The sequence below is a fragment of the Legionella septentrionalis genome (assembly GCF_003989745.1).
GTDB classification, from domain to species: domain Bacteria; phylum Pseudomonadota; class Gammaproteobacteria; order Legionellales; family Legionellaceae; genus Legionella_A; species Legionella_A septentrionalis.
In genome coordinates this window covers 55433-76786 of the sequence record NZ_RZGS01000001.1, presented here as the reverse complement: position 1 = coordinate 76786, position 21354 = coordinate 55433, and the positions used below count along the sequence as shown (strand labels likewise).

Genomic DNA, 21354 nt, shown 5'->3' with positions numbered 1-21354 from the left:
ACAACTTAAGCGGTGGCTGCTGTGCCTGTAAACTGATTGATGCTTTTGAGCAGGCGCTGCACTAACTCATCAATTTCTTGTTCATTGATGATTAAAGCTGGCAGTAAGCGAATGACGCTTTCAGCCGTCACATTCAACACGATGCCGTTTTCAAGTCCTGCAAGTCTTATGTCGCTTGCAGATCTGTCCAATTCCACGCCAAGCATGTAACCCTTGCCGCGAATAGCGCGCACATGGGGGTGTTCGCTTAAAGTTTGCAAAAGTTTGTTTTTGAGGAGTATGCTGCGGCTTGCCACTTTTTCGCATAATTGTTCGCGTTCGATTACCTCAAGCACCGTCAGTGCGGTAGCACAAGCCAGGGGATTGCCGCCAAATGTAGAGCCATGATTTCCCGGTTTAAACAAATTGCCAGCTTTTGCACCGATTAATGTAGCACCAATGGGTACGCCATTGCCCAAACCTTTTGCAGTCGTCAAGATGTCAGGTTTTATTCCAATATCCATGTAGGCAAATAATTTCCCGGTGCGGCCATTACCCGTTTGGATTTCGTCAAGAATAAGCAGCCAATCCCGTTCATGGCAAAGTTTTTCCAAAGCTTGCAAATAGTTAGGCTCGGCAACGACAATGCCTCCCTCGCCTTGGATCGGTTCGAGCATGATGGCGACTACATCAGCACGATTGGCAGCAATTTTATGGATCGCCTCAATATCATTAAATGGGGCGCGGATGAAACCGGGTACCAATGGTTCGTACCCTGCCTGGACTTTACGACTGCCGGAAGCAGTCAACGTGGCCATGGTGCGGCCATGGAAGGCGCCTTCCATGACGATAATTGAAGGCGTTTCAATATTTTTTTTATGTCCGTAAAGACGCGTCAATTTAATCGCTGCTTCGTTGGCTTCGCCACCTGAATTGCTGAAAAAAGCTTGTTCCATGCCAGTTAAACTGATTAACTTTTCTGCTAAATGCTGTTGCTGGGGAATTTGTACCATGTTCGAGGTATGAATCAGCTGTGCCGCTTGTTGCTGGATAGTTTTGGTCACGTCAGGGTGCGCATGACCAAGTCCACAAACCGCAATACCGCTAAAGGCATCGAGATAAGCCTTCCCTTGTTCATCAAATAACCAGACGCCTTCACCATGGCTAAATGCCAATGGTAATGGATTGTAGGTAGTGATTAACGACATCGAAACTCCTGAGTGGTGTGAATCCCTTACAATAGTGGGCAGAATAATGGCTTTTGCCCACTACGCACTGCAAGCAATTATAGTGTTCAACCTAGATTTTTATTGACAAAATCCCAGTTTACAACGTTCCAGAATGCATCTACATAATTGGGGCGAGCATTTCTGTAGTCAATGTAGTAAGCATGTTCCCATACATCGCAAGTTAAGAGTGCAGTTAAACCTTCTGTCATCGGCGTGCCTGCATTGCTGGTGCTGATAATTTTTAGCTGATTGTCTTTATCTTTAACCAGCCAGGCCCAACCTGAACCGAAAGTAGCAATAGCCGCTTGCGAGAATTGCTCCTTGAATTTGGCAAAAGAACCAAAGCATTTGTTAATTGCGTCGGCGAGTTGCCCTTGCGGTTCACCGCCACCATTAGGGCTCATGCAATGCCAGTAAAAAGTATGGTTCCAAACTTGGGCTGCATTGTTGAAAACTCCGCCTGAAGATTGCTTGATAATATCTTCCAGGTTCATGGTTGCAAAATTGGTGTTTTCGGTAAGTTTATTTAAATTATTGACATAAGCCTGGTGGTGTTTTCCATAATGATATTCTAAAGTTTCCTCAGAAATATGAGGGGCCAAAGCGTTTTTTTCATAAGGTAATTTTGGCAGCGTGAACGTCATTTGTTTTTCTCCTGCAATTGCTGAATCAGTAAGTGTAGCAGGATAAATAACAGTTTCAATCGTGCTTATAGAGAAAGCGAACAAGTTGCCCGGCGAAAAAAGCGAGCCCATGCTCACGATAGTTCTGCACAAGCGTTGCTCGTGATCGTATGCTGTCATAATAATAAATGATGTGGCGTGACTTGCAATAGATTATCTGGGAGCGACTGCTTTAAGTGTTGAGGTGTTGCGGCGTGGTCTGGTTTTCGCCATAATAGTCTATTATTAATGAATGACAAAAAATAGGTGTAGTAGTGGATACAATAGAAAAAATTAAAAAACAAATTGCTGAAAATGCAATATTATTATACATGAAAGGCAGTCCCAAGATGCCGCAATGCGGTTTTTCCGCGCGTGCTGTGCAATGCATTGACGCCTGCGGCGTAGACTTTGCCTATGTGGATGTGCTTGCCAATCCTGACATTCGCCAGACGTTGCCGCAATATGCCGATTGGCCGACTTTTCCGCAATTATACGTGAAGGGCGAGCTTATTGGCGGCTCAGATATCATTGCCGAAATGTATGAGCAAGGCGAGTTAGAGGTATTGCTGCGAGAAGCAGCCACTGCTTAATTAAGTCTGGGCAAGCAAGTGAAATTAACCTTATTAATTTATGGGAGAACGGCATGAGTGTTTTAGTAGGGCGTAAGGCTCCTGATTTTACAGTTCCTGCGGTATTAGGCACTGGAGAAATCATTGAAAAATATAATTTGCACGAGGCACTGAAAGATAAATACGGTTTGATATTTTTCTATCCATTAGATTTTACGTTCGTGTGCCCTTCCGAATTGATTGCTCTCGATCATCGCATGAAAGAATTTATTGAGCGTGGCGTAGAGGTTATTGCTGTATCGATTGATTCGCAATTCACACATAATGCTTATCGCAATACTTCCGTTGAAGATGGTGGTATTGGCCCCGTGAAATATACTATGGCCGCCGACGTAACCCATTCAATTTGTCAATCCTACGGAGTTGAACATCCCGTAGCCGGCGTTGCTTTCCGCGGCGCTTTCGTGATTGATAAAAATGGCGTGGTCCGTTCGCAAATTGTGAATGATTTGCCAATTGGCCGTAATATTGATGAATTACTGCGCATTATTGACGCCGTGCAGTTCTTTGAAACCAATGGCGAAGTTTGCCCAGCAGGTTGGCAAAAAGGCAAGCCAGGAATGAAAGCCTCTCCACAAGGAGTCGCTGATTATCTTTCCGCCCATTCTGAATCATTGTGATTGTGTCGCAGTTAGCATAAAAATAATAAAAATTTCCCGGCAGCAGCCGGGAAATTTTTATCTGCAATAACCTAAGGAATAGGTTTAATTGTATGCAAATACTTACTACAGATATTATTTTTGTAGCAGGCGAGCTGGTTCTAATCTTATCTTTCCTATGCCGCGACATGCTGCTGTTGCGCGTGATCAATGCTCTCGGACAAGTAATTTATATCACAGGAGCAATTATTGGCGGCCTCGATTCGCCTGGAATGAAAGTCATTCTTTTATTTGGCAGCATTATTATTTTGATTCATGTGAAAGAGAGTATTTACCTGATACGTGAGCGCAGTCCCATTTCTTTGCCAGCCGCAGTTAAACAAACGTATCAATCCCACTTTTATATGATGTCTGCCTATGATTTTTTAAAAATTTATAAATTAGGTAAACTCCAGTTTTTTAAAATGGATGACGTCATCGCCTGGCAAGGCACACCCCTTGTCAAACTTTGCTTTTTAAATACAGGCGAGGTGGAAATTATCAAAGACAACCGCGTGGTAGCGCATTTGCAGTCCGGTTTTTTCATTGGTGAAATGAGTTTCCTAAAAGGTGGTGTTGCCAATGCAACGGTAAGAGTGGCGACTGTAACTGCAGAGTGTTTAGAATGGGATAGGGAAGCGTTGAACAAATTAAAAAAACAAAACCACAATCTTTATGTTAAATTTGAACAAGCCATTGCATTTAACTTAATTCGGAAGTTGGATGAAGGGTCTGCTGTGGTAGGGAAATAATTTTTTCTCCCCAAAGATTCATCATCTTACAAAAAAGCTCGGCTGTCTTTTGTGCATCGTAAATCGCTGAATGCGCTTCGTTTACATCAAATGAAATGTGGGCAGCTTGCAACGCCTTGGCAAGTACCGTTTGGCCATAAATGAAACCAGCCAAAGTGGCTGTATCAAAGCAGGTAAAGGCGTGAAAAGGTGATGAAAGCCCGGTGCGGTTTATGGCTTCTTTTATAAACAGCAAATCAAACCAGGCATTATGTCCTACCAACACGGCACGCTGGCACTTATGTTTTTGCAATGCAACTTGTATAGGGGTGAATAAACGCTGTAACGCTATCTTTTCCTCTACGGCAAAACGCAAGGGCTGGAACGGATCAATACCGTTAAAAGCTAATGATTCAGCATCAAGTTCTGCATCTTCGAATGGTAGAACATGCTCAAAAAAATGAGTGGTAGGGAAAAATTTGCCTGCAGCATCCATTTCAATCAATACAATGCACACTTCTAACAAAGCATTTTTTTGCGGATTAATGCCTGCTGTTTCAACGTCTACCACAACAGGCAAAAAGCCGCGAAACCTTTCTCTGATGAGTTTAACAGGTATGGACTTATGCAAGCTCATGCACGCTCCAGTCAATTTGTTCTCCAGCTGCAACGGGAATCACGTAATCGTCGCCTAAGGGCAAACGTTCAGGAATAATTTGCGGTTTTTTAATTAATTCAAGTCGTCCTGAATTCAATGGCAATTGGTAAAAATTAGCACCGAAGTGACTCATGAATGCCTCAAGCTTATCCAATTTGCCCAAATCTGCAAACACTTGTGCATACAAGCTCACTGCATAAGGGGCAGAGTAAATACCGGCACACCCGCAAGCACTTTCTTTTAGTTTTTGCGGATGGGGTGCAGAGTCAGTGCCTGCAAAAAATTTAGGATTGCCGCTGGTGGCAGCTTTTTGCAGAGCTTTTTGATCTTGCTCATGCTTTAAAATGGGCAGGCAATAATAATGTGGCTTGATGCCTCCGGCGAGTAAATGGTTGCGGTTATATAATAAATGGTGCGGAGTTATGGTAGCAGCCACATTAGCAGGTGCCTGGCTTATAAATTCTACGGCCGCTGCAGTGGAAATGTGTTCCAATATCACGCGTAATTTAGGAAAAGCATGGATAATGGGTTTCAGACATTCATCCAAAAATGCAGCTTCCCGCTGGAAAATATCTCCTGAGGTAACTTCACCATGGATTTGCAAGGCAAAGTTATTAGCTTGCATGATTTCAAAAAAAGGATATAACGCTTCTAGCGAGCGGACACCTTGCTCTGAATTGGTTGTAGCTCCCGCAGGATACAGTTTTGCCCCCAATATATAAGGATATTGTGTTGCTTGCTGCAAATCTTCTATATTAACCGCTTCATTAAGATAAAAAGTCATGAAAGGGGAGAATTCTTGTCCTTTTTTTAGCGAAGCGAGAATGCGTTCCCTATAAGAAAGAAGATTGGCTAAAGAAGTTAAGGCGGGTTTTAAGTTAGGCATGACTAGAGCACGCGAAAAATGCCTGGCAGTTGCTGGCACGGTATTCACCAGCATATCCTCATCACGGAAATGAACATGCCAGTCATCGGGACGCGTAATGGCTACGGTTTGCACCATGATTCCTAACCTATAAATAAAAGCACATAGAATAACATCTTTTTTAAATTTATTAGATGGGTGAATAAATTGCCCAGACCAGTATGCATTTCCTCTGCTTTAACGCTTAAAACCTGAGAAGGCGTGTTACCGTGCAATTTAATTTCATCTGGTTAATTCAATGGAAGGATATTGACAGTGCCTGCACTTATCTAAAATAATGGACAAATTATATCCCGCCGACTTATAAATTTCCAATTTGATTTTATTTGCTACATTATGCGGAGACAATGGATGCTCACTTTCAAAAAAACAATAATAACAATTATTTTTCTCGGCCATAGCACGGCAGCGCTTTATGCAGGCGATATGGGAACCTTGTGCACTATGGGGAATGTCACTATGCCTTGTGACCGCTCTGAATGGGATTTTGGCATACAAGCCTTATACTTAAAACCCAGTTATGGGAGCAATTTCCATCTAACTTCATTTGTTGATGCAGCAGGCAGTGTGCATTTAAATGAATTGGATCCCAAGTGGGCGTTTGGGTTTCGCGTTGAGGGTGCATACCGTTTCGGTTCAGGAAATGATTTGGGGGTAAACTGGACGCACTACAGCAGATCAACCACAGGGACTGTATTAAGCGGAACAGCTGCCTTGCCAGTTAATACCATGTTGCAATTAAAGCCAAAATTAGATGCAGTCAATGCCGAGTTTGGGCAGCAGCTTAATTTTGGCAAAGTGAATAACGTTCGTTTTCATGCCGGTGCGCAATATGCGCGCATTGCCACAGATTTTTATGGGAATATTGCGGGCTTTCCCATCCCTGCCGATGGCTTGCATACCAAATTTATAGGGGTCGGGCCACGCTTGGGTGGTGATTTTGTCTTTACTTTGGGCCATGGGTTGGGTGTGTATGCAAATGGCGCGGGTGCTGTTTTAACAGGCCGCCGCAGTTTTAATACCGTAACGAATGGCGTCATTGATACTCCCGGGGTAACAAATGGGTCTAAAATCACCATGGTCCCGGAATTGGAAGCCAAACTTGGCATAACTTATTCCTATGCTATGGCACAAAGCGATCTCACCCTGGATATTGGCTACATGTGGCAAAATTATTTTAACAGCCAGATATTTTTAACCATTAATGACATCGGCGGGGAAAGCGGTTTTGCATTACAAGGTCCATATATCGGCTTAAAATATTTAGGTTATGTATAAATTTATACCCAGAGTATAATTTTTTATTGAATTTCTTGAATTTCTTGAATTTCAGCTCATGTTGTATAACAATTTTAAACGTTGATTATTTGAATTATTGCTGTATTATCAATGAGACATGATGTTTAGTTTGTTAATCGCAAGCTATTGATTGTAATGTAGTGTCTTTGTCTAAATAGGAAACAATTGACTTGGAAAAAATAAGTTAATTTGTTGGAATATGGTTGACAATGGGAAATTGTCGCTGGATAATCGTCCCATGTACGTTTTCGGATTAGAGCGATGATGGCGTACTGTAGTCAATACAAAGTTGTGGCTTGACGAAAAAAACGGAAATTAATAATAAAAAAGTGGAGAAAAGTATGTTAAATCTGAAAAAAACAGCCGTAGCTGTTCTCGCTTTTGGTAGCAGTGCTGTATTTGCTGGTACCATGGGTCCTGTTTGCACCCCTGGTAATGTTACTGTTCCTTGTGAAAATACCGGCTGGGCAGTTGGCATCCAAGCACTGTACTTGAAACCTTCTTACAGCAATGACTTGGCTTGGTTAGGTGACGTTACTTCAGCTACAGGTACAACTGCAACATTGGTTGAAAACGATCCAGATTGGAGCTGGGGCTTCAAGCTTGAAGCTGCTTACCTGTTCGGCACAGGAAATGATCTGAACCTGAACTGGTACCACTTGGGTGGCAAGAGCACAACCACAACGTTTACCACAGATTCTGCATTGGTATTCGGTTCTGTTGACACCAACAGCGTTACCATTAAGCCAAGATGGGATGCTGTTAACTTAGAATTCGGTCAACACGTTGATTTCGGTGAGTTCAAAAACATCCGCTTCCATGGTGGTGTACAATATGCTCGCATCAATACACCAGTCACCAGCGTTACAACTTCAACAGCAGGTGGCGTTGTTACAGCTGTTGGTAACGAAGGCTACACAGCTCGTTACACCGGTTTCGGTCCTCGTGTAGGCGCTGACATGTCTTATGACTTGGGCAACGGCCTGGCCATGTACGGTAATGCCGCTACAGCAGTTCTGGCTGGAACCAGCAAGTTCAGCTCCGCTTCTGCTAGCACAGTAGTAGGATTGCCTACAACAACCTTCTCTGCTTCTGGCAGCAGAACAGCGATTGTTCCTGAAGTAGAAGCTAAGTTAGGCTTGATGTACACCTACGCTATGGCTCAAGGCGATCTGAGTCTGGACGTTGGTTACATGTGGGTTAACTACTTCAACGCTCTGCAAGCAGACAGCGTATTCGAAGCTGGCGATTCTGACTTCGGAGTTCAAGGACCTTACATCGGTCTGAAGTGGGTCGGCACTGTTGTCTAATCCGCTACAACCTGATTTACAAAACCCATCCCTTCGGTGATGGGTTTTTTTTTATCAAAATGGAGTAATCATGTTGAGAAAACTAACCTTAGCTCTCTTAGGTTTGACTGCCAGCAGTTTGGTCTCTGCAGGTACAGCCGGTTCAGTTGTGGGTTGTACAGCAGATAACGTAACCGTTCCTTGTCCCCTTGCAGGCTGGGATATAGGTATACAGGCGCTTTACTTAAAACCCATTCTCACTGGTGAAAGAGTTTATTTCCCCTTGGGAACTTCTTTTCGTGAAGCTGAGAACGATTGGGGTTGGGGATTTGCCTTAGAAGGTTCTTATCATTTTAATACCGGAAATAATCTCAATATCAGTTGGCTGCATTACGATGTAAGTACGGATGCAGGAGCTTTTACTGGGGGAACTCCTTTTGGAGTAGCCAATTATAACTTAAATATTCTAAACCGCTTTGATCAAGTCAATTTGGTCATGGGGCAACATGTCGATTTTGGACTTGTAAAAAATGCCCAATTTTACGGTGGCTTGCAGTATGCCAGCATCCGCAACGATCATAACCATGCTTACACTCTTCCAGCTGCTGCCATACCAGCAGGCGTTACCGCTATTAGCGAATTCAACCGTAGCGATTTTAACGGGGTGGGGCCGGTTATTGGTATTAATTATGCTTATGATGTAGCCTCCGGCTTTAGCCTTACAGCAAATACCGAAAGCTCAATTTTATATGGCACAACCCGGGTGGACAGGGGGCTTGTGTTTTCCCCTGGTAGTGTGGTGCCGGCGTCACGCTATGGCAGCCGCAAAACCGTGGTGCCGAGTGTTGAAGCAAAATTAGGCTTAAATTATGCCCACACTTTAGCCCAAGGTATGTTTAATTTATCGGGCGGTTATCAGATTGTTAATTACTTCAATGCCTTAACCATGACCTCGCTGGGAGGTGATACCCTGAACAGCGATTTCGGTCTTTATGGTCCATATTTAGGGATAAATTGGCTCGGCAATATTTAATTTTTTAGCTGTAAGTTAATTGATATTTAAAATTAACTTACAGCTTTAAGCTCTTTAATAGTTCTCCTTCCCATAAATATCACTTTGTCAAATTTATTGCTAGTCAGTTTTTTATACGCACGTTATAATCGCCGCGAAGTAAAAAAAATAAACAGGAGTACCCGCACGTGAAACACAAAGCTTTTATTGTGCTCATGGCTATTTGCTCTTTTCAGGCTAGCGGCGCCAACGAGAATGAGCAACTACAGCGTGAAGTGCAACGCTTACAGCAGCAAACGCAAGTTCTACAATCGCAGTTGCATCGATTAGAAAATCAATTGGCTGCCAAGAAAAGTGATTCAGCAAAGAATGCTAAGGCAAAAGCTGCACCAAGCCAAAAGAATCCACCAGCAAGCACATCCACGACATCGGAAGAAACAAAGGCATTCCATGCTGCGCAAGTGACAGTACATGCTCTTGATGAACATCCGGAATCGCTCGGTTTTTATCCGGCGGCTTTAATTGCCAATGAACAAGTTATCACTTACATTGCGGGAACCCCTGTAGTGGCTTCTCCCTATTTAGGTAGCCGCCCTGCATTTGACGGTTCCGATTACATCGTCAACATTTCAAGTATTAACCGTGATATTCGTTTAATGCAGCAAAGGCGACGTTTGTTCAGAGCTTACCGTTCTGTTGGTTATCCTGTGCCGAATGTGCCAATTATCGCATTAAGCGGTAAAGTCGAACCTATAGGCGTCATAGGAAAAACTTATTTTGATGAAACGACTACGGATATTTCTTTAGGATCCGGTGAGTTGGACATTGCCGCAGCACTTAATGAAAAAGTGGAAGCCTACTTAGGGTTGGCTTATGATGATTCTCCGCCTATAAACAGTGGGCAGCGTGTTGAAAATTCTGCATTGTTTTTAAACATGGGGTTTATCAACATCGGTAATCTGGATGAATCTCCATTTTACTTCACCGCAGGCCAATTATTCGTGCCATTCGGACGTTATTCTTCTGCAATGATCAGTTCCCCGTTGCCTTTACAAATGTCGCGCACCATGTCAAGGCCATTTATCCTTGGCTATAAATCCCAACAAGATACAGGGCCTTTTGCAGCTGTATATGCGTTTAAAAGCGATACTACCTTGGGGAATTCTGGTGTAGGGGGAGTCAATTTAGGGTATGTGTTTGGCCATAACGAGACGCATGGAGAAATAGGGGCAAGCTTCATCAGCTCCATCACTAATGCTACAGGCATGCAATATACAGGCTCTGTACCCGGCACCACATCAGGTACTTCAACCGGTGGTACGTTTGGTGGTTTTGCATCTTATACCAATGGTAATGAGGCAGTACGCAGCGTGCCTGCGCTCGGCGTGCACGGGAATATTAATTTTGATCGCTTTAACCTGGCAGCAGAATGGGTAGGCACAACGGAATCATTCCGTGCACAAGATTTAAGCTTTAATGGCAAAGGCGCTCGTCCGCAAGCCGCACAATTTGAGGCGGGAATGACATTTATGGCTTTTGAGAAACCTGCTTCTGTGGCTTTGGGGTATCAACTTTCCCGCGATGCATTAGCCTTAAATTTACCAGCACAACGCATTAGCGGCGTGTTTAATATTTCTTTATGGAAGGATACGGTAGAAAGCCTTGAATTCCGTCATGATATTGACTATAAAAACAGCCAATATGCAAATGGTGCTGCACCCACAGGCCTTAGCAATGTCAATACTGTAGGCACTGGTAAATCCGCCAATACCTTGTTGGCCCAGATTGGTGTGTATTTCTGATTCATTTTCCTGCTGACACATTGTTATAAGCCATGCAAGTTTTCCATGCATGGCTTTTATGCATGGGTAACCGAACTGCATAAATGTGCTATCTTTTAGAAGTGGATAAAATATTAACAGGATGTTATGTACCGCAGCGCTTCAAATAAAACAATCTTCCTGGCAATGGCTTTGCTATGGATCTCACTCACTTCTGCTGCCCAAGCTTCCCGCATTATTGAATTATCCATCCAAGGCGGGATTGGTCCAGCTACCGCAGATTATTTATTAAGAGGCATCGAAAAAGGGCAAAATGCCGAGCTCATCCTCATACAAATTGATACTCCTGGCGGGCTAGATAAGTCCATGCGCCAAATCGTCCAGGCGATTTTAATGTCTGATACGCCGGTGGTAATTTACGTCGCACCTAATGGCGCACGGGCAGCAAGTGCAGGTACTTTTTTATTATATGCAAGCACCATAGCGGTAATGGCACCCGGGACGCACTTAGGCGCTGCAAGCCCTGTCAGTTTGACAGGAGATGCGCCGGAAAATGATGAACGCGGCAAGCCGCAGGGAAATATGGCCAAGAAAACTACGAATGATGCGATTGCATACATTCGTTCCCTCGCACAATTACGCGGGCGTGATGTCAGTTTTGCAGAAAAAGCGGTGATGAATGCTGCCACTTTAACCGCACCAGAGGCGTTAAAATCGGGAGTCATCAATCTAATTGCTAAAAATAAAGAAGATTTATTCCGGCAGCTTGATGGCATGACGGTGGTGCAAAATGATCGGGAAATTAAATTAAATGTAAAAAATTATACCATCGCCACTATCCAGCCTGATTGGCGCATGCGTTTGCTCCTCATTATTACTGATCCAACCCTGGCTTATTTATTATTGCTCTTGGGTATTTACGGTATTTTTTTCGAATTGATGAATCCAGGATTTGTAGCACCAGGCGTAATTGGCGCTTTGGCCATGGTGCTCGCTTTATATGCCTTGCAATTGTTACCAATCAATTATGCAGGGTTGGTACTGATTTTATTGGGAATAATGTTCATTATTGGCGAAGCATTTTCTCCAAGTTTTGGTGCCTTGGGTTTGGGTGGCACGGCGGCATTTGTGCTCGGTTCCATTTTTTTAATCGATACGGAGCAAAACCATTATCAAATAGCGTGGTCGGCCATCATAGCCATGGCGGCGGTCAATATCATTTTTTTCCTGGTGGTTACCGGTATGGCGGTCAGATCGCGGAGAAAGCCTGTGCAACATGGTGTAGTCGCTTTAGTCGGGGCTACAGGGAAAACGATAAGTACTGTCGCACCGGAAGGACAAGCGCTAATTGGCGGGGAGATTTGGCACGTATCTGCAAAACAGCCAATTGCTGCACATAAAACAATTAAGGTAGTGGCCGCGCTTGGTTTAAAGTTGCAAGTAGAAGAAATACAAGGAGAGTCATGATGACAACTTTTATAGGTTTTTTTGTATTTATCTTATTTTTATTGTGGGTATCGATGGTTCGTGTCTTGCGTGAATATGAGCGTGGGGTGGTATTTATGCTTGGGCGATTTTGGCGGGTGAAAGGCCCTGGTTTGGTCATTTTAATTCCAGCTTTACAACAAATGGTGCGGGTTGACCTGCGCACGGTGGTGATGGATGTGCCCAGTCAGGATGTTATTTCACGCGATAACGTATCCGTACGCGTTAATGCCGTGGTGTATTTCCGGGTTGTGGAGCCTGAAAAGGCAATCATTCAAGTGGAAAATTATTTTGAGGCGACCAGTCAATTGGCGCAAACGACGTTGCGTTCGGTATTGGGTCAACACGAATTGGATGAAATGTTGGCAGAGCGTGAGCGTTTAAACAGCGATGTGCAAAAAATATTGGATGCACAAACGGATAGTTGGGGTATAAAAGTATCAAATGTTGAAATCAAACACGTCGATTTGGATGAAAGTATGATCCGGGCAATTGCAAAACAAGCTGAGGCAGAACGCGACCGCAGGGCAAAGGTAATTCATGCTGAGGGAGAATTGCAAGCTTCGGAAAAGCTGTTACAAGCCGCAGAAGTTTTGGCCAGAGCACCGCAAGCGATGCAGCTTCGTTATTTGCAAACGTTAACCGGGATTGCTACGGGCGGCCATGCCTCTACCATTGTATTTCCCGTCCCAATGGAATTAGGGGAATTATTGCATAAATTCACGACGAAGTAGCCACTTTCATTCAGGTATTGAATGTGATAAAAGGTTGTTTCAGTTCGTTCCCTGAGGTAGATATGTCTATTAAATCCGATCATTGGATAGAAATGATGGCGTTGGAACATGGGATGATTTCACCATTTCAACGCGGGCAGGTACGCAACAGCGACAAGGGCCCGATTATTTCTTATGGTGTTTCCAGTTATGGCTATGATGTCCGCTGTGCCAATGAATTCAAGATTTTTACCAATATTAATTCGGCAATCGTTGATCCAAAGTCATTTGATGCCAACAGCTTCGTTAATGTAGAATCTGACGTTTGCATTATTCCACCTAATTCCTTTGCCTTGGCGAGAACCGTGGAATATTTTCGCATTCCGCGCAATATTTTAACCATTTGTCTTGGCAAGTCCACCTATGCACGCTGCGGCATCATCGTCAATGTCACGCCTCTGGAGCCGGAATGGGAAGGCCATGTAACTTTAGAATTTTCCAACACAACACCCCTGCCGGCAAAAATTTATGCAAATGAGGGAGTGGCGCAGATGATTTTTTTAGAAGCCAATGAAGTTTGTGAAGTATCTTATAAAGATCGCAGTGGTAAATATCAGGGACAAAAAGGGGTTACATTGCCACGCACTTAATATAATCACTCTTTGCTGATTGGGCGATGATGCCGGGAAGCATCCACCCGTTCGCGCAAGGCTTTTCCAGGTTTAAAATGCGGGCTGTATTTGGCTTCCGTGACCACTTTTTCGCCGGTTTTAGGATTATGAGCATTGCGAGGCGGGCGATAATGTAAAGAAAAGCTGCCAAAGCCACGAATTTCAATACGCTTGCCTTCAATAAGCGCATCGCTCATTAATTCTAAAATTTGGTTAACACTCTGTGTGACTTGCTTTTCTGGCAGATGTGTCATTTTTGCAGCAAGGTTTGCAATGAGTTCTGATTTAATCATATCCCACCTCAGTTGGCCGCTGATTCCAAACACCTTCGTCTCAACTTGAAGCTTGAGCATTTACATGGCTCAACGCATCAAGAACACATCTGAGTCTTGGTCGTGTTTTTAATATATGCTATTAGTATAGACTGCCAAGGGAATTATTCAATGTTATCAATGCGATGATTGGCAGGATTTAGCTGCAGCAAGTTCTTCCGCTGCTGGATATAGGCAGTCACCAAGCCCCAGCTCATGGTTACCGTCGTGGTTTTAGTCATGACAAAAGCATCCGTCAGCAGTTTTTTGCCAATGGTAATCACGGTAGGGCAAGCTGTTCTTGCCAAACGCTGATTCAACATTACCCATGTTTCGCCAATGAAAGCTACGGCATTGATAAAAATAAGCGTGGCATCCGCAAAATCTTCATGTAAAAAATTATTATTTATGAAAAAAATTTTTTCTGCTTGCCGTGCATATTCGGGAAGGGATTGTAAACGTTTGCATTGTTTTACCGCCGTTTTATGCAAGAGAGTAAATAATTCAATCCCTATACTTTTTTGCACATCAAATACCATCGCACAGGCTAACACAGCTTTACCAGTACCGCTGCCAAGATCATAAAATACAGTGTCTTTTTTAGGATTTGCCAGCGAAAGCAAGGCAATGAATGATACAAAATCAATTTCGCCATAAAGATATTCAATAGCATCTTGGTGCTGTCGTGCCGTCTGCGATAAGGTAAAGCCATTTACCCCGCAATAAATTTGCTTAAAGCATGCTTCGTGTTTTTTTAATTGCAAAATTTTATACCAGCGTTTTACCTTATTCTTTTTACGAAGGGAAAAAACATAGAAGGCGAGAATGCTCGCCAGAGAAATTACCACGAATATTAGCAGCATGAAACAGGATGCCTTAAGTTAACTTTTCTGATAAGCCTGTTCCCCTAAAATTTTTGTTCTTTCCTGGTATGATAATTTAGACCAGGCATTAATCAACATTCTGCCGGCATTGCGTTCATTCATGGCATTTTGGTGAATTTCCCAAGGATATTCATCGTTTATATACAAACTAATAAAAAATGAAGACACGATGGTAGTTAAAAAGGCCAGGAAGATCGTGCGCCACTGAAACCTGTGCAGTAATCTGCCGCTCTTGATAATTGCATTTTGCGCGGCTCTATCCACTTGCTCGCAACTCTCATTGGCGATTCGATAAAAGTGTTGTACATCATAATGAGCCAATTGGGTGTCAATGCGCTCGAGCGCATTGTCCGTATGTGCATTGATTTGTTCAGCCATTTGTTTGCTATGTTGTATAAAAGCCATGTGCGCAGCAGCAATTTTTTGCAAAAAGTCTTCTTCAATTTTTTGCATGGAATGCATGCGTTCTTCACCTAGGGTTAAGGTTTGCTCCATTAAAAGACGCAGGCGGGCGAGGCCCGCTTGCGAAAGTGTTTCTTGAAAAGCATTCAGTTCGGTTTGCAGGGTATGCACTTGTTGTTGGAATTGCTGCTGCTGATTGGCTGCGCGTGTTTCCATATCTTGACGCCACTCCAGCATTTTCGCTTCAGCAAGTTCAAAATAAGCAATAAATTCTCCGGTCCGTCTTAATAATTCCCTGAGCTTGATAAGATCTTGCTCTCCAATATGCTCCATTTTGATCTCCTTATGCTCTGCTGCGAAAGAAGTTACAGATGCACCAAAGACTGAAAATCCAGGTGAATGCGTATGGTGCGCTTGGCAAAAAAACGTGCGCGTCAGCTACTCTTATTATACTGCTTTTCCTGGATACGTGGCGAGGAATCAACGCGGCGTGCAGGAAGGGTGTTTTACTCCTAAAACGCATTCTCTGCTGAATATTGCAGCTTATGCTAATCTTTTTAATAAATTTTGTTGTGAATTTTCCATGCACATCCTGCTCGTCATCAAACAAGTTATCATTACAAGTTGTATGATTTTAGGCTTGAGCTTGCTTTTTTTGTACTTGTGGCAACGCCATTTAATTTATCTGCCGGCACGCACCAAGCCACATCCGCAAGATTTTCGCGCGCAAGACATGCATGTCGTGACTTTAAAAACAGAAGACGGTTTGTTTTTGCAATCTTGGTATAAACCTGCGCCACGAAATAACCCGACGATTTTATATTTTCATGGCAATGCAGGACATATTGGTTATCGCATGCCCCTGGTTCGCCAATTTATTAGCGCAGGTTTTGGGGTGTTATTACTGGAATACCGAGGTTATGGCGGCAATGCCGGAACTCTATCAGAAAACAATTTATATAAAGATGGCCGGGCGGGAGTAAAATTTTTACTGCAAGAAAAAATACCTTTAAGCCGAATTGTATTCTATGGAGAGTCATTGGGCAGCGGTGTAGCTGTGCAAATGGCTGTTGAATATCACGTTTGTGCTTTGCTGTTGCAATCACCATTTACTTCACTGTCCGATGTGGCACGGCATCATTATCCATGGTTTCCTATCAAATTATGGGATCGCTTTGAATCACTGCAAAAGATTAAAAACTTGCATATGCCGTTATTAATTTTACATGGCAAACAGGATCAAATTGTGCCATTCATGCAGGCAAAATCTTTGTTTAAGGCTGCCAACCAACCCAAACATCTGGCCGCTTTCATGCACCGTGGCCATAATGATTTATGGGGTGCTAACACGTTTGCTGCAACCATTATTGATTTTATACGCACACATTGTTGCTAAGGTATTCACATGCATGGAAATTTCATCACTGCAATGTAAAGAAGATATTAATATTTCCTTAATATTTATTGATTAAAATGAAATTATCCGTTTAAACCTTGAGAAGAATGCCATGGCTACACCGCAACACATCGCAGGACAAGGATTTTTCCAACCGGTCAAATCTTCCGAACAAACTGCTGTTCGTAAAGAGTATGTGAATGTAGGCGGGAATGGTGATTGTGGGTTGCGTGCGGTAATGGCATGTGTCTTGGATAATTTTTTAAGCAACAAACGCTTTAAAATGAATGCGTTTAATGAATTTCTTTCCCAACATTTTATTTATTTCCCGCAACATAAGCCTTCTCTTGCCGGCTTGGTTACCGGTTCTGAACGACTGCAGCAAGTGATAAAACAAGTGGGCATGCCAGAATTGCTCCCTGCTATGGCTTACACGCTGCGGCAAATGATGGTAAAAGAAATCATGGCAAACCCGGAAAAATACCGCGGTGCATTCGTGCGCATCCCTGATGGGGCGTATGTGGATGCAGATACCTCTCCTGTGAAAATGCGCCAGCCTTCCACCTATGTAGATGAGACAGGAATTGCCGCGATTGCTCAAGTTTTGGATATTCCCGTCAAGGTTAATGTCGTTGCCGATGGAAAGGAATTGCCCATGAAGTTACGTTATAACGAAACTTCGGTAAATCCTGAAGCCATTATACAATTGGATAGTCAACACAAACATTACATGCCAATGGTGATGGAAAAACAGCGTTTTGCTTCCGTCTTGCATTCTGCACGTGTCATAAAGCCGGTAGAACAGGAAGCTGAAGATTTACCCATGCCGGAAATTATGGCAAGAATTGAGGCAGAGGATAAACGCTTGCTGGAAGAATACGATTCTATGGTTCACCGTTTGCAAGCTATGGTGGCCGCGAAAGAATTGACCAAGCAGGATTTACTGCAAATTTATGTGAAAAGCATGCCTAGCAGTGATTATTTACGTGGCCGTATCCAGCATGTGGGTACTGAACACGGCCATGCACACTTTTTTGACGCTATTACGCAGGCGCAAGCAACTAATGCCGCAAAACCCATTGTTTTGCCTGAAAGTAATGAGCAGCAAATTGTCAACGAACTCATCCATGCCCTTGCCAGGGCTTACACGATAAACCATATTTCCAAGAATGTATTTTCTGCTCAACTTGAAAATACACAGCCAAGCGCTCGTATTTAATTGCAAGGCTTCCTAGAGGAAGCCTTGGCTTTTCATCCATTCATCATGAGCAAATTTAGACATGTAGTTGCGGATGGAATCTGGCAAGATAACCAAGCATTTCTGCCCAGCTTCCAAGGTTTGGGCAGCTTGCAGTGCTGCCCACATGGCAGCGCCGCTGGAGCCGCCTACTAATAATCCTTCTTCCTGAATCAAACGTCGGGCCATATGGAAAGAATCGCTATCGTTTGTTTTAATGTACTGATTCACTAACGTGTTATCCAAAACTTCAGGGAAGAAATCATAGCCAATTCCCTCAACTTCATAAGCTTTAACTTCATCGCCGCCACCCAGGATGGAACCTATCGGATCGGCACCCACAATTTGTATGGAATGTTTATGTTCTTTTAAACGCCGGGCGAGTCCCGTGATTGTGCCGCCTGTACCGACGCCTGCCACGACCATGTGCAAGTCATAGCCGAAATCATCAATGATTTCTTGCGCAGTCCCGTAATAATGTGCATTCGGATTATCCGGATTGGCATATTGATCCAAAATGTGTGAATTCGGGATTTCCTGATGCAATTGTTGGGCAAGGGAAATATGGCTGTCTGCATCGTTCCATGCTGCTTCGGTGCGTGTACGGTAAATGGTGGCACCCAGGCGCTCCAAAATGGATTGTTTTTCCTGGCTCATTTTATTAGGCATGGTAATTATGACTTTATAGCCTAAAACCGCGCCTGCCAAGGCAATACCAATCCCGGTATTTCCCGAGGTAGGCTCAATCAACGTATCGCCAGGTCTAATGCGACCGCTTTCTTGAGCATGCTTGACCATGGCATAGCCGATTCGGTCTTTTACCGAACCACCTGGATTTAAAAACTCGCATTTTGCGTATAACTCGCAATTTAGTTCTTTGCCAACACGGTTGATTTTTACTACAGGAGTACGGCCAATGGCGCCCAAGATATTAGGATAAATCATAGCTGTCCTTAATGTCGTATCTAATCGTTAGAGAAATGATTCCATATCCAATTTAAATCCGAGCTTTTTTCTAAGCAATAGCTTCTCCAAAATAAAAGAAAATTTGGGGCTTGGATAAATTATGGGTAAACTATTTTTTTCCCGATTGAGTGTGTGCAATGAATGAGTTAAAAGCCAAGGCGGCCAAAGCGGCATTAGCTTATGTTGATGACAATATGATAGTGGGCGTTGGAACCGGCTCTACAGTGAATTATTTCATTGAAGAGTTGGGTAAGATAAAACATAGGATTGATGCTTGTGTTGCCAGCTCAAAAGATACGGAAACACGGTTGCGCGCTTTAAATATTCCCGTCATTGATTTAAATGTGGCGGATGAAGTGGCAGTGTATATTGATGGGGCTGATGAAGTTACTGTCAGAAAGGAAATGATAAAAGGCGGTGGTGGCGCTTTAACACGGGAAAAAATCATTGCCACCGTAGCCAAGCAATTTATTTGTATTGTGGATGAAGGCAAGCTGGTGCGGCATTTGGGGTTTTTTCCTTTAGCAGTGGAAGTAATCCCCATGGCCCGCAGTTTCGTGGCACGGGAAATTGTAAAGCTGGGCGGCGACCCGCAATATCGCGAAGGATTTGTAACCGATAACGGGAATATTATTCTTGATGTTTTTAATTTGACCATGGAGCAGCCCCAAGCCTTGGAAACGGCGCTTAAAATTATCCCAGGCGTGGTAGAGACTGGCTTATTTGCCAAGCGGTTGGCAGATAAGGTGCTCATAGGCAAACAAGAGACGGTTGAGACTTTGTAGCTATTAAGACTGCATATAAAAGGATTTTAATATGAGTGAAAGTTGCGATGTGCTCGTTGTGGGAGCAGGGCCTGTCGGTTTATTTTGTGCTCATGAACTCATAAGAAATGGATTAAGCTGCCGCATTATTGATAAAAAGTTGACTCTGAGTGAACGATCCAAGGCATTGGGGATACATATCCGCACTCTGGACATTTTTGCGGATTGTGGTGTGATTGGAGATATTCTTGGCGCGGGGCATAAAGTTCAGCGGGTGATATTTAAATCTCAAGGAAAAGAATTGGGCGAAACTTCATTTGCCGACCTTGATGCGAATTACCCTTATTTAATTGATTTGCCGCAAAGCAAAACTGAGCGCATTCTACATGATCACCTCTTGCATAAAGGCACCAGCGTGGAATGGCAGACGGAATTGCTTGACATTAAGCAACTGGACAATAAAGTCCGGGCCATTCTTAAAAAAAGCGATCATACGATTGAAAACTTGGAATGTTGCTGGATTATAGCTTGTGATGGAGCGCATAGCACCACAAGAAAACTAATGGGGGTTCCATTCCTTGGTTCTGCTTATAAGCAAAACTGGTGGTTGGCTGACGTGCAAATCGATTGGGCGCTTCGCGAAGATTACATGTTGGTATACGTTAGCGAGCATGGACCATTGGCGTGTTTTCCTATGGGTGATAAGCGTTACCGTATTGTGGCGACAGCTCCTAAATATAATTACAGCGAGCCGAATTTGGATGACATCACGGCTATGTTTACCCAACGCTGTTCTGATCCTGCCCGTTTGTCCCACCCTGTTTGGATTAACAAGTTTCTCATTCATCACCGTCAAATTAAGAATTATCGGGCTGAGCGCATATTTTTTGCAGGCGATGCCGCGCATGTGCACAGCCCCATTGGAGGGCAGGGGCTTAATACGGGCATACAGGATATATATAACCTCATTTGGAAGTTGGCATTAGTGCAGAAAGGACATGCCAGAGAAGCGTTATTAGAAAGTTATCATTTGGAACGTTTCCCTGTTGGTAAAGACGTGTTGAAGGAAACTCATCTTATGACCAAGATGATTTTGTTAGAAAATACCGTGGCCATAAAATTAAGAAATACAATGGCATCATGGCTGTTATCTTTAGAGTTTGTGAAAAACAAATTGGCAAGACAACTGGCTGAACTGGAAATTTCCTATAAAAAAAGTCCTATCGTAAAGGCTTTAGGCAAGCGTAAAAAATATTTTAAAGCTGGTGCTATCTCTGCCAATTATCACTTTTATGCCAAAGAGCGCGCGAAAACTCATGCGCTGTATGAAATCCTGCAGGGGACAATGCATCATTTATTTTTATTTTCTGGAATGGGTTATGTTGATATTGGTCTGTTGGCGGAAGTGGCAAATACGGTTAAAGAGCAATATCCGCAAATTATTGTTCCGCATTTAGTGTTAGGTGAGAAGCAACCAGAGCCTAGTTGCTGTGCATATATATGGAGAGACGAGCAATCGATCAATCAATTCATTACGGAGCCCACAGCCGTCTTATTTCGGCCGGACAAATACATTGCTTTGACGCAAACTCCCATAGATTTGGAAGCTTTATTACATTATCTATCCAAATGGTTCGTCGCTGCGACGAATAAATAGGTAATTATGGGTAACTTACGTGTATAATGCGTC

22 protein-coding genes are annotated in these 21354 nt (G+C 43.3%); 14 read left to right on the top strand and 8 right to left on the bottom strand.

Annotation, left to right across the window (positions count from 1 at the left end):
• Positions 1-5 precede the first annotated feature (5 nt).
• Complete coding sequence (locus ELY11_RS00375) at positions 6-1187, bottom strand: aspartate aminotransferase family protein (RefSeq protein ID WP_127032295.1); 1182 nt, start codon at positions 1185-1187, stop codon at positions 6-8.
• Between the two features lie 86 nt (positions 1188-1273).
• The gene (locus ELY11_RS00370; protein WP_127032337.1) at positions 1274-1852 is read right to left on the bottom strand and encodes a superoxide dismutase; all 579 of its coding nucleotides are present in this window, start codon (positions 1850-1852) and stop codon (positions 1274-1276) included.
• A gap of 293 nt (positions 1853-2145) precedes the next feature.
• Here ELY11_RS00370 and grxD point away from each other — a divergent pair, with 293 nt between their 5' ends.
• The 3 genes from grxD to ELY11_RS00355 all read left to right on the top strand — a co-directional run bounded on the left by grxD (position 2146) and on the right by ELY11_RS00355 (position 3892).
• Positions 2146-2463: a Grx4 family monothiol glutaredoxin gene (gene grxD, locus ELY11_RS00365; RefSeq protein ID WP_126953197.1), complete on the top strand. Its 318-nt coding sequence runs from the start codon at positions 2146-2148 to the stop codon at positions 2461-2463.
• 53 nt (positions 2464-2516) lie between these two features.
• Complete coding sequence (locus ELY11_RS00360) at positions 2517-3122, top strand: peroxiredoxin (RefSeq protein ID WP_126953196.1); 606 nt, start codon at positions 2517-2519, stop codon at positions 3120-3122.
• 92 nt (positions 3123-3214) lie between these two features.
• Positions 3215-3892 (top strand): cyclic nucleotide-binding domain-containing protein, encoded by a 678-nt coding sequence (locus ELY11_RS00355; protein WP_127032294.1) that lies wholly within the window; start codon positions 3215-3217, stop codon positions 3890-3892.
• On the opposite strand, the gene rnt is transcribed toward ELY11_RS00355, so the two are convergent.
• Together rnt and pyrC are read right to left on the bottom strand one after the other, a co-directional pair.
• Positions 3843-4508, bottom strand: coding sequence for a ribonuclease T (rnt, locus tag ELY11_RS00350; RefSeq protein WP_126953194.1), 666 nt, complete (start codon positions 4506-4508; stop codon positions 3843-3845). The genes ELY11_RS00355 and rnt overlap by 50 nt on opposite strands.
• Complete coding sequence (pyrC, locus tag ELY11_RS00345) at positions 4495-5529, bottom strand: dihydroorotase (RefSeq protein ID WP_199740767.1); 1035 nt, start codon at positions 5527-5529, stop codon at positions 4495-4497. Before pyrC ends, rnt begins: the two co-directional genes overlap by 14 nt.
• 276 nt (positions 5530-5805) lie before the next feature.
• Between pyrC and ELY11_RS00340 the strand changes: the two genes are divergently transcribed.
• The 7 genes from ELY11_RS00340 to dcd all read left to right on the top strand — a co-directional run bounded on the left by ELY11_RS00340 (position 5806) and on the right by dcd (position 13683).
• On the top strand, positions 5806-6732 hold the full coding sequence (locus ELY11_RS00340) for an Lpg1974 family pore-forming outer membrane protein (protein ID WP_158614954.1): 927 nt from the start codon (positions 5806-5808) through the stop codon (positions 6730-6732).
• Between the two features lie 362 nt (positions 6733-7094).
• Positions 7095-8063 carry an Lpg1974 family pore-forming outer membrane protein gene (locus tag ELY11_RS00335; RefSeq protein WP_126953334.1) on the top strand — a complete coding sequence of 323 codons (969 nt, stop codon included), beginning with the start codon at positions 7095-7097 and terminating at the stop codon, positions 8061-8063.
• A gap of 70 nt (positions 8064-8133) precedes the next feature.
• On the top strand, positions 8134-9075 hold the full coding sequence (locus ELY11_RS00330) for an Lpg1974 family pore-forming outer membrane protein (protein ID WP_126953191.1): 942 nt from the start codon (positions 8134-8136) through the stop codon (positions 9073-9075).
• Positions 9076-9242: 167 nt separating this feature from the next.
• A complete protein-coding gene (locus tag ELY11_RS00325) occupies positions 9243-10856 on the top strand; it encodes an LbtU family siderophore porin (RefSeq protein ID WP_371923196.1) in 1614 nt (537 codons plus the stop codon).
• 126 nt (positions 10857-10982) lie between these two features.
• Positions 10983-12302, top strand: a complete 1320-nt coding sequence (locus tag ELY11_RS00320; protein WP_233579532.1) for an NfeD family protein — start codon at positions 10983-10985, stop codon at positions 12300-12302.
• The gene (locus tag ELY11_RS00315; RefSeq protein ID WP_371923195.1) at positions 12299-13054 is read left to right on the top strand and encodes a slipin family protein; all 756 of its coding nucleotides are present in this window, start codon (positions 12299-12301) and stop codon (positions 13052-13054) included. The genes ELY11_RS00320 and ELY11_RS00315 overlap by 4 nt, the downstream gene beginning before the upstream one ends.
• A 62-nt stretch (positions 13055-13116) precedes the next feature.
• Positions 13117-13683 carry a dCTP deaminase gene (dcd, locus tag ELY11_RS00310; protein ID WP_126953190.1) on the top strand — a complete coding sequence of 189 codons (567 nt, stop codon included), beginning with the start codon at positions 13117-13119 and terminating at the stop codon, positions 13681-13683.
• A 5-nt stretch (positions 13684-13688) separates the two neighbouring features.
• On the opposite strand, the gene ELY11_RS00305 is transcribed toward dcd, so the two are convergent.
• The 3 genes from ELY11_RS00305 to ELY11_RS00295 form a co-directional block, all read right to left on the bottom strand.
• Entirely contained in the window at positions 13689-13997 is a 309-nt protein-coding gene (locus ELY11_RS00305) for an integration host factor subunit beta (protein WP_126953189.1), read from the bottom strand.
• 143 nt (positions 13998-14140) lie between these two features.
• Complete coding sequence (locus ELY11_RS00300) at positions 14141-14878, bottom strand: class I SAM-dependent methyltransferase (protein ID WP_126953188.1); 738 nt, start codon at positions 14876-14878, stop codon at positions 14141-14143.
• Between the two features lie 18 nt (positions 14879-14896).
• The gene (locus tag ELY11_RS00295) at positions 14897-15634 is read right to left on the bottom strand and encodes a hypothetical protein (RefSeq protein WP_126953187.1); all 738 of its coding nucleotides are present in this window, start codon (positions 15632-15634) and stop codon (positions 14897-14899) included.
• Positions 15635-15728: 94 nt separating this feature from the next.
• Between ELY11_RS00295 and ELY11_RS00290 the strand changes: the two genes are divergently transcribed.
• A complete protein-coding gene (locus tag ELY11_RS00290) occupies positions 15729-16697 on the top strand; it encodes an alpha/beta hydrolase (RefSeq protein ID WP_325049355.1) in 969 nt (322 codons plus the stop codon).
• A 112-nt stretch (positions 16698-16809) separates the two neighbouring features.
• The gene (locus ELY11_RS00285) at positions 16810-17916 is read left to right on the top strand and encodes an OTU domain-containing protein (protein ID WP_126953186.1); all 1107 of its coding nucleotides are present in this window, start codon (positions 16810-16812) and stop codon (positions 17914-17916) included.
• 12 nt (positions 17917-17928) lie between these two features.
• On the opposite strand, the gene ELY11_RS00280 is transcribed toward ELY11_RS00285, so the two are convergent.
• The gene (locus ELY11_RS00280; RefSeq protein WP_126953185.1) at positions 17929-18879 is read right to left on the bottom strand and encodes a pyridoxal-phosphate dependent enzyme; all 951 of its coding nucleotides are present in this window, start codon (positions 18877-18879) and stop codon (positions 17929-17931) included.
• Between the two features lie 158 nt (positions 18880-19037).
• Here ELY11_RS00280 and rpiA point away from each other — a divergent pair, with 158 nt between their 5' ends.
• The gene (gene rpiA / locus ELY11_RS00275) at positions 19038-19685 is read left to right on the top strand and encodes a ribose-5-phosphate isomerase RpiA (RefSeq protein WP_127032292.1); all 648 of its coding nucleotides are present in this window, start codon (positions 19038-19040) and stop codon (positions 19683-19685) included.
• Between the two features lie 31 nt (positions 19686-19716).
• Positions 19717-21321 carry an FAD-dependent oxidoreductase gene (locus ELY11_RS00270; RefSeq protein WP_126953183.1) on the top strand — a complete coding sequence of 535 codons (1605 nt, stop codon included), beginning with the start codon at positions 19717-19719 and terminating at the stop codon, positions 21319-21321.
• Positions 21322-21354: the final 33 nt, after the last annotated feature.

Excerpts from the sequence above, each read along its gene's own strand:
- ELY11_RS00375 (WP_127032295.1), bottom strand. The coding sequence starts at position 1,187 with ATGTCGTTAATCACTACCTACAATCCATTACCATTGGCATTTAGCCAT.
- ELY11_RS00370 (WP_127032337.1), bottom strand. The coding sequence starts at position 1,852 with ATGACGTTCACGCTGCCAAAATTACCTTATGAAAAAAACGCTTTGGCC.
- ELY11_RS00360 (WP_126953196.1), top strand. The coding sequence starts at position 2,517 with ATGAGTGTTTTAGTAGGGCGTAAGGCTCCTGATTTTACAGTTCCTGCG.
- ELY11_RS00355 (WP_127032294.1), top strand. The coding sequence starts at position 3,215 with ATGCAAATACTTACTACAGATATTATTTTTGTAGCAGGCGAGCTGGTT.
- rnt (WP_126953194.1), bottom strand. The coding sequence starts at position 4,508 with ATGAGCTTGCATAAGTCCATACCTGTTAAACTCATCAGAGAAAGGTTT.
- ELY11_RS00340 (WP_158614954.1), top strand. The coding sequence starts at position 5,806 with ATGCTCACTTTCAAAAAAACAATAATAACAATTATTTTTCTCGGCCAT.
- ELY11_RS00335 (WP_126953334.1), top strand. The coding sequence starts at position 7,095 with ATGTTAAATCTGAAAAAAACAGCCGTAGCTGTTCTCGCTTTTGGTAGC.
- ELY11_RS00330 (WP_126953191.1), top strand. The coding sequence starts at position 8,134 with ATGTTGAGAAAACTAACCTTAGCTCTCTTAGGTTTGACTGCCAGCAGT.
- ELY11_RS00320 (WP_233579532.1), top strand. The coding sequence starts at position 10,983 with ATGTACCGCAGCGCTTCAAATAAAACAATCTTCCTGGCAATGGCTTTG.
- ELY11_RS00315 (WP_371923195.1), top strand. The coding sequence starts at position 12,299 with ATGATGACAACTTTTATAGGTTTTTTTGTATTTATCTTATTTTTATTG.
- dcd (WP_126953190.1), top strand. The coding sequence starts at position 13,117 with ATGTCTATTAAATCCGATCATTGGATAGAAATGATGGCGTTGGAACAT.
- ELY11_RS00305 (WP_126953189.1), bottom strand. The coding sequence starts at position 13,997 with ATGATTAAATCAGAACTCATTGCAAACCTTGCTGCAAAAATGACACAT.
- ELY11_RS00300 (WP_126953188.1), bottom strand. The coding sequence starts at position 14,878 with ATGCTGCTAATATTCGTGGTAATTTCTCTGGCGAGCATTCTCGCCTTC.
- ELY11_RS00295 (WP_126953187.1), bottom strand. The coding sequence starts at position 15,634 with ATGGAGCATATTGGAGAGCAAGATCTTATCAAGCTCAGGGAATTATTA.
- ELY11_RS00285 (WP_126953186.1), top strand. The coding sequence starts at position 16,810 with ATGGCTACACCGCAACACATCGCAGGACAAGGATTTTTCCAACCGGTC.
- ELY11_RS00280 (WP_126953185.1), bottom strand. The coding sequence starts at position 18,879 with ATGATTTATCCTAATATCTTGGGCGCCATTGGCCGTACTCCTGTAGTA.
- rpiA (WP_127032292.1), top strand. The coding sequence starts at position 19,038 with ATGAATGAGTTAAAAGCCAAGGCGGCCAAAGCGGCATTAGCTTATGTT.
- ELY11_RS00270 (WP_126953183.1), top strand. The coding sequence starts at position 19,717 with ATGAGTGAAAGTTGCGATGTGCTCGTTGTGGGAGCAGGGCCTGTCGGT.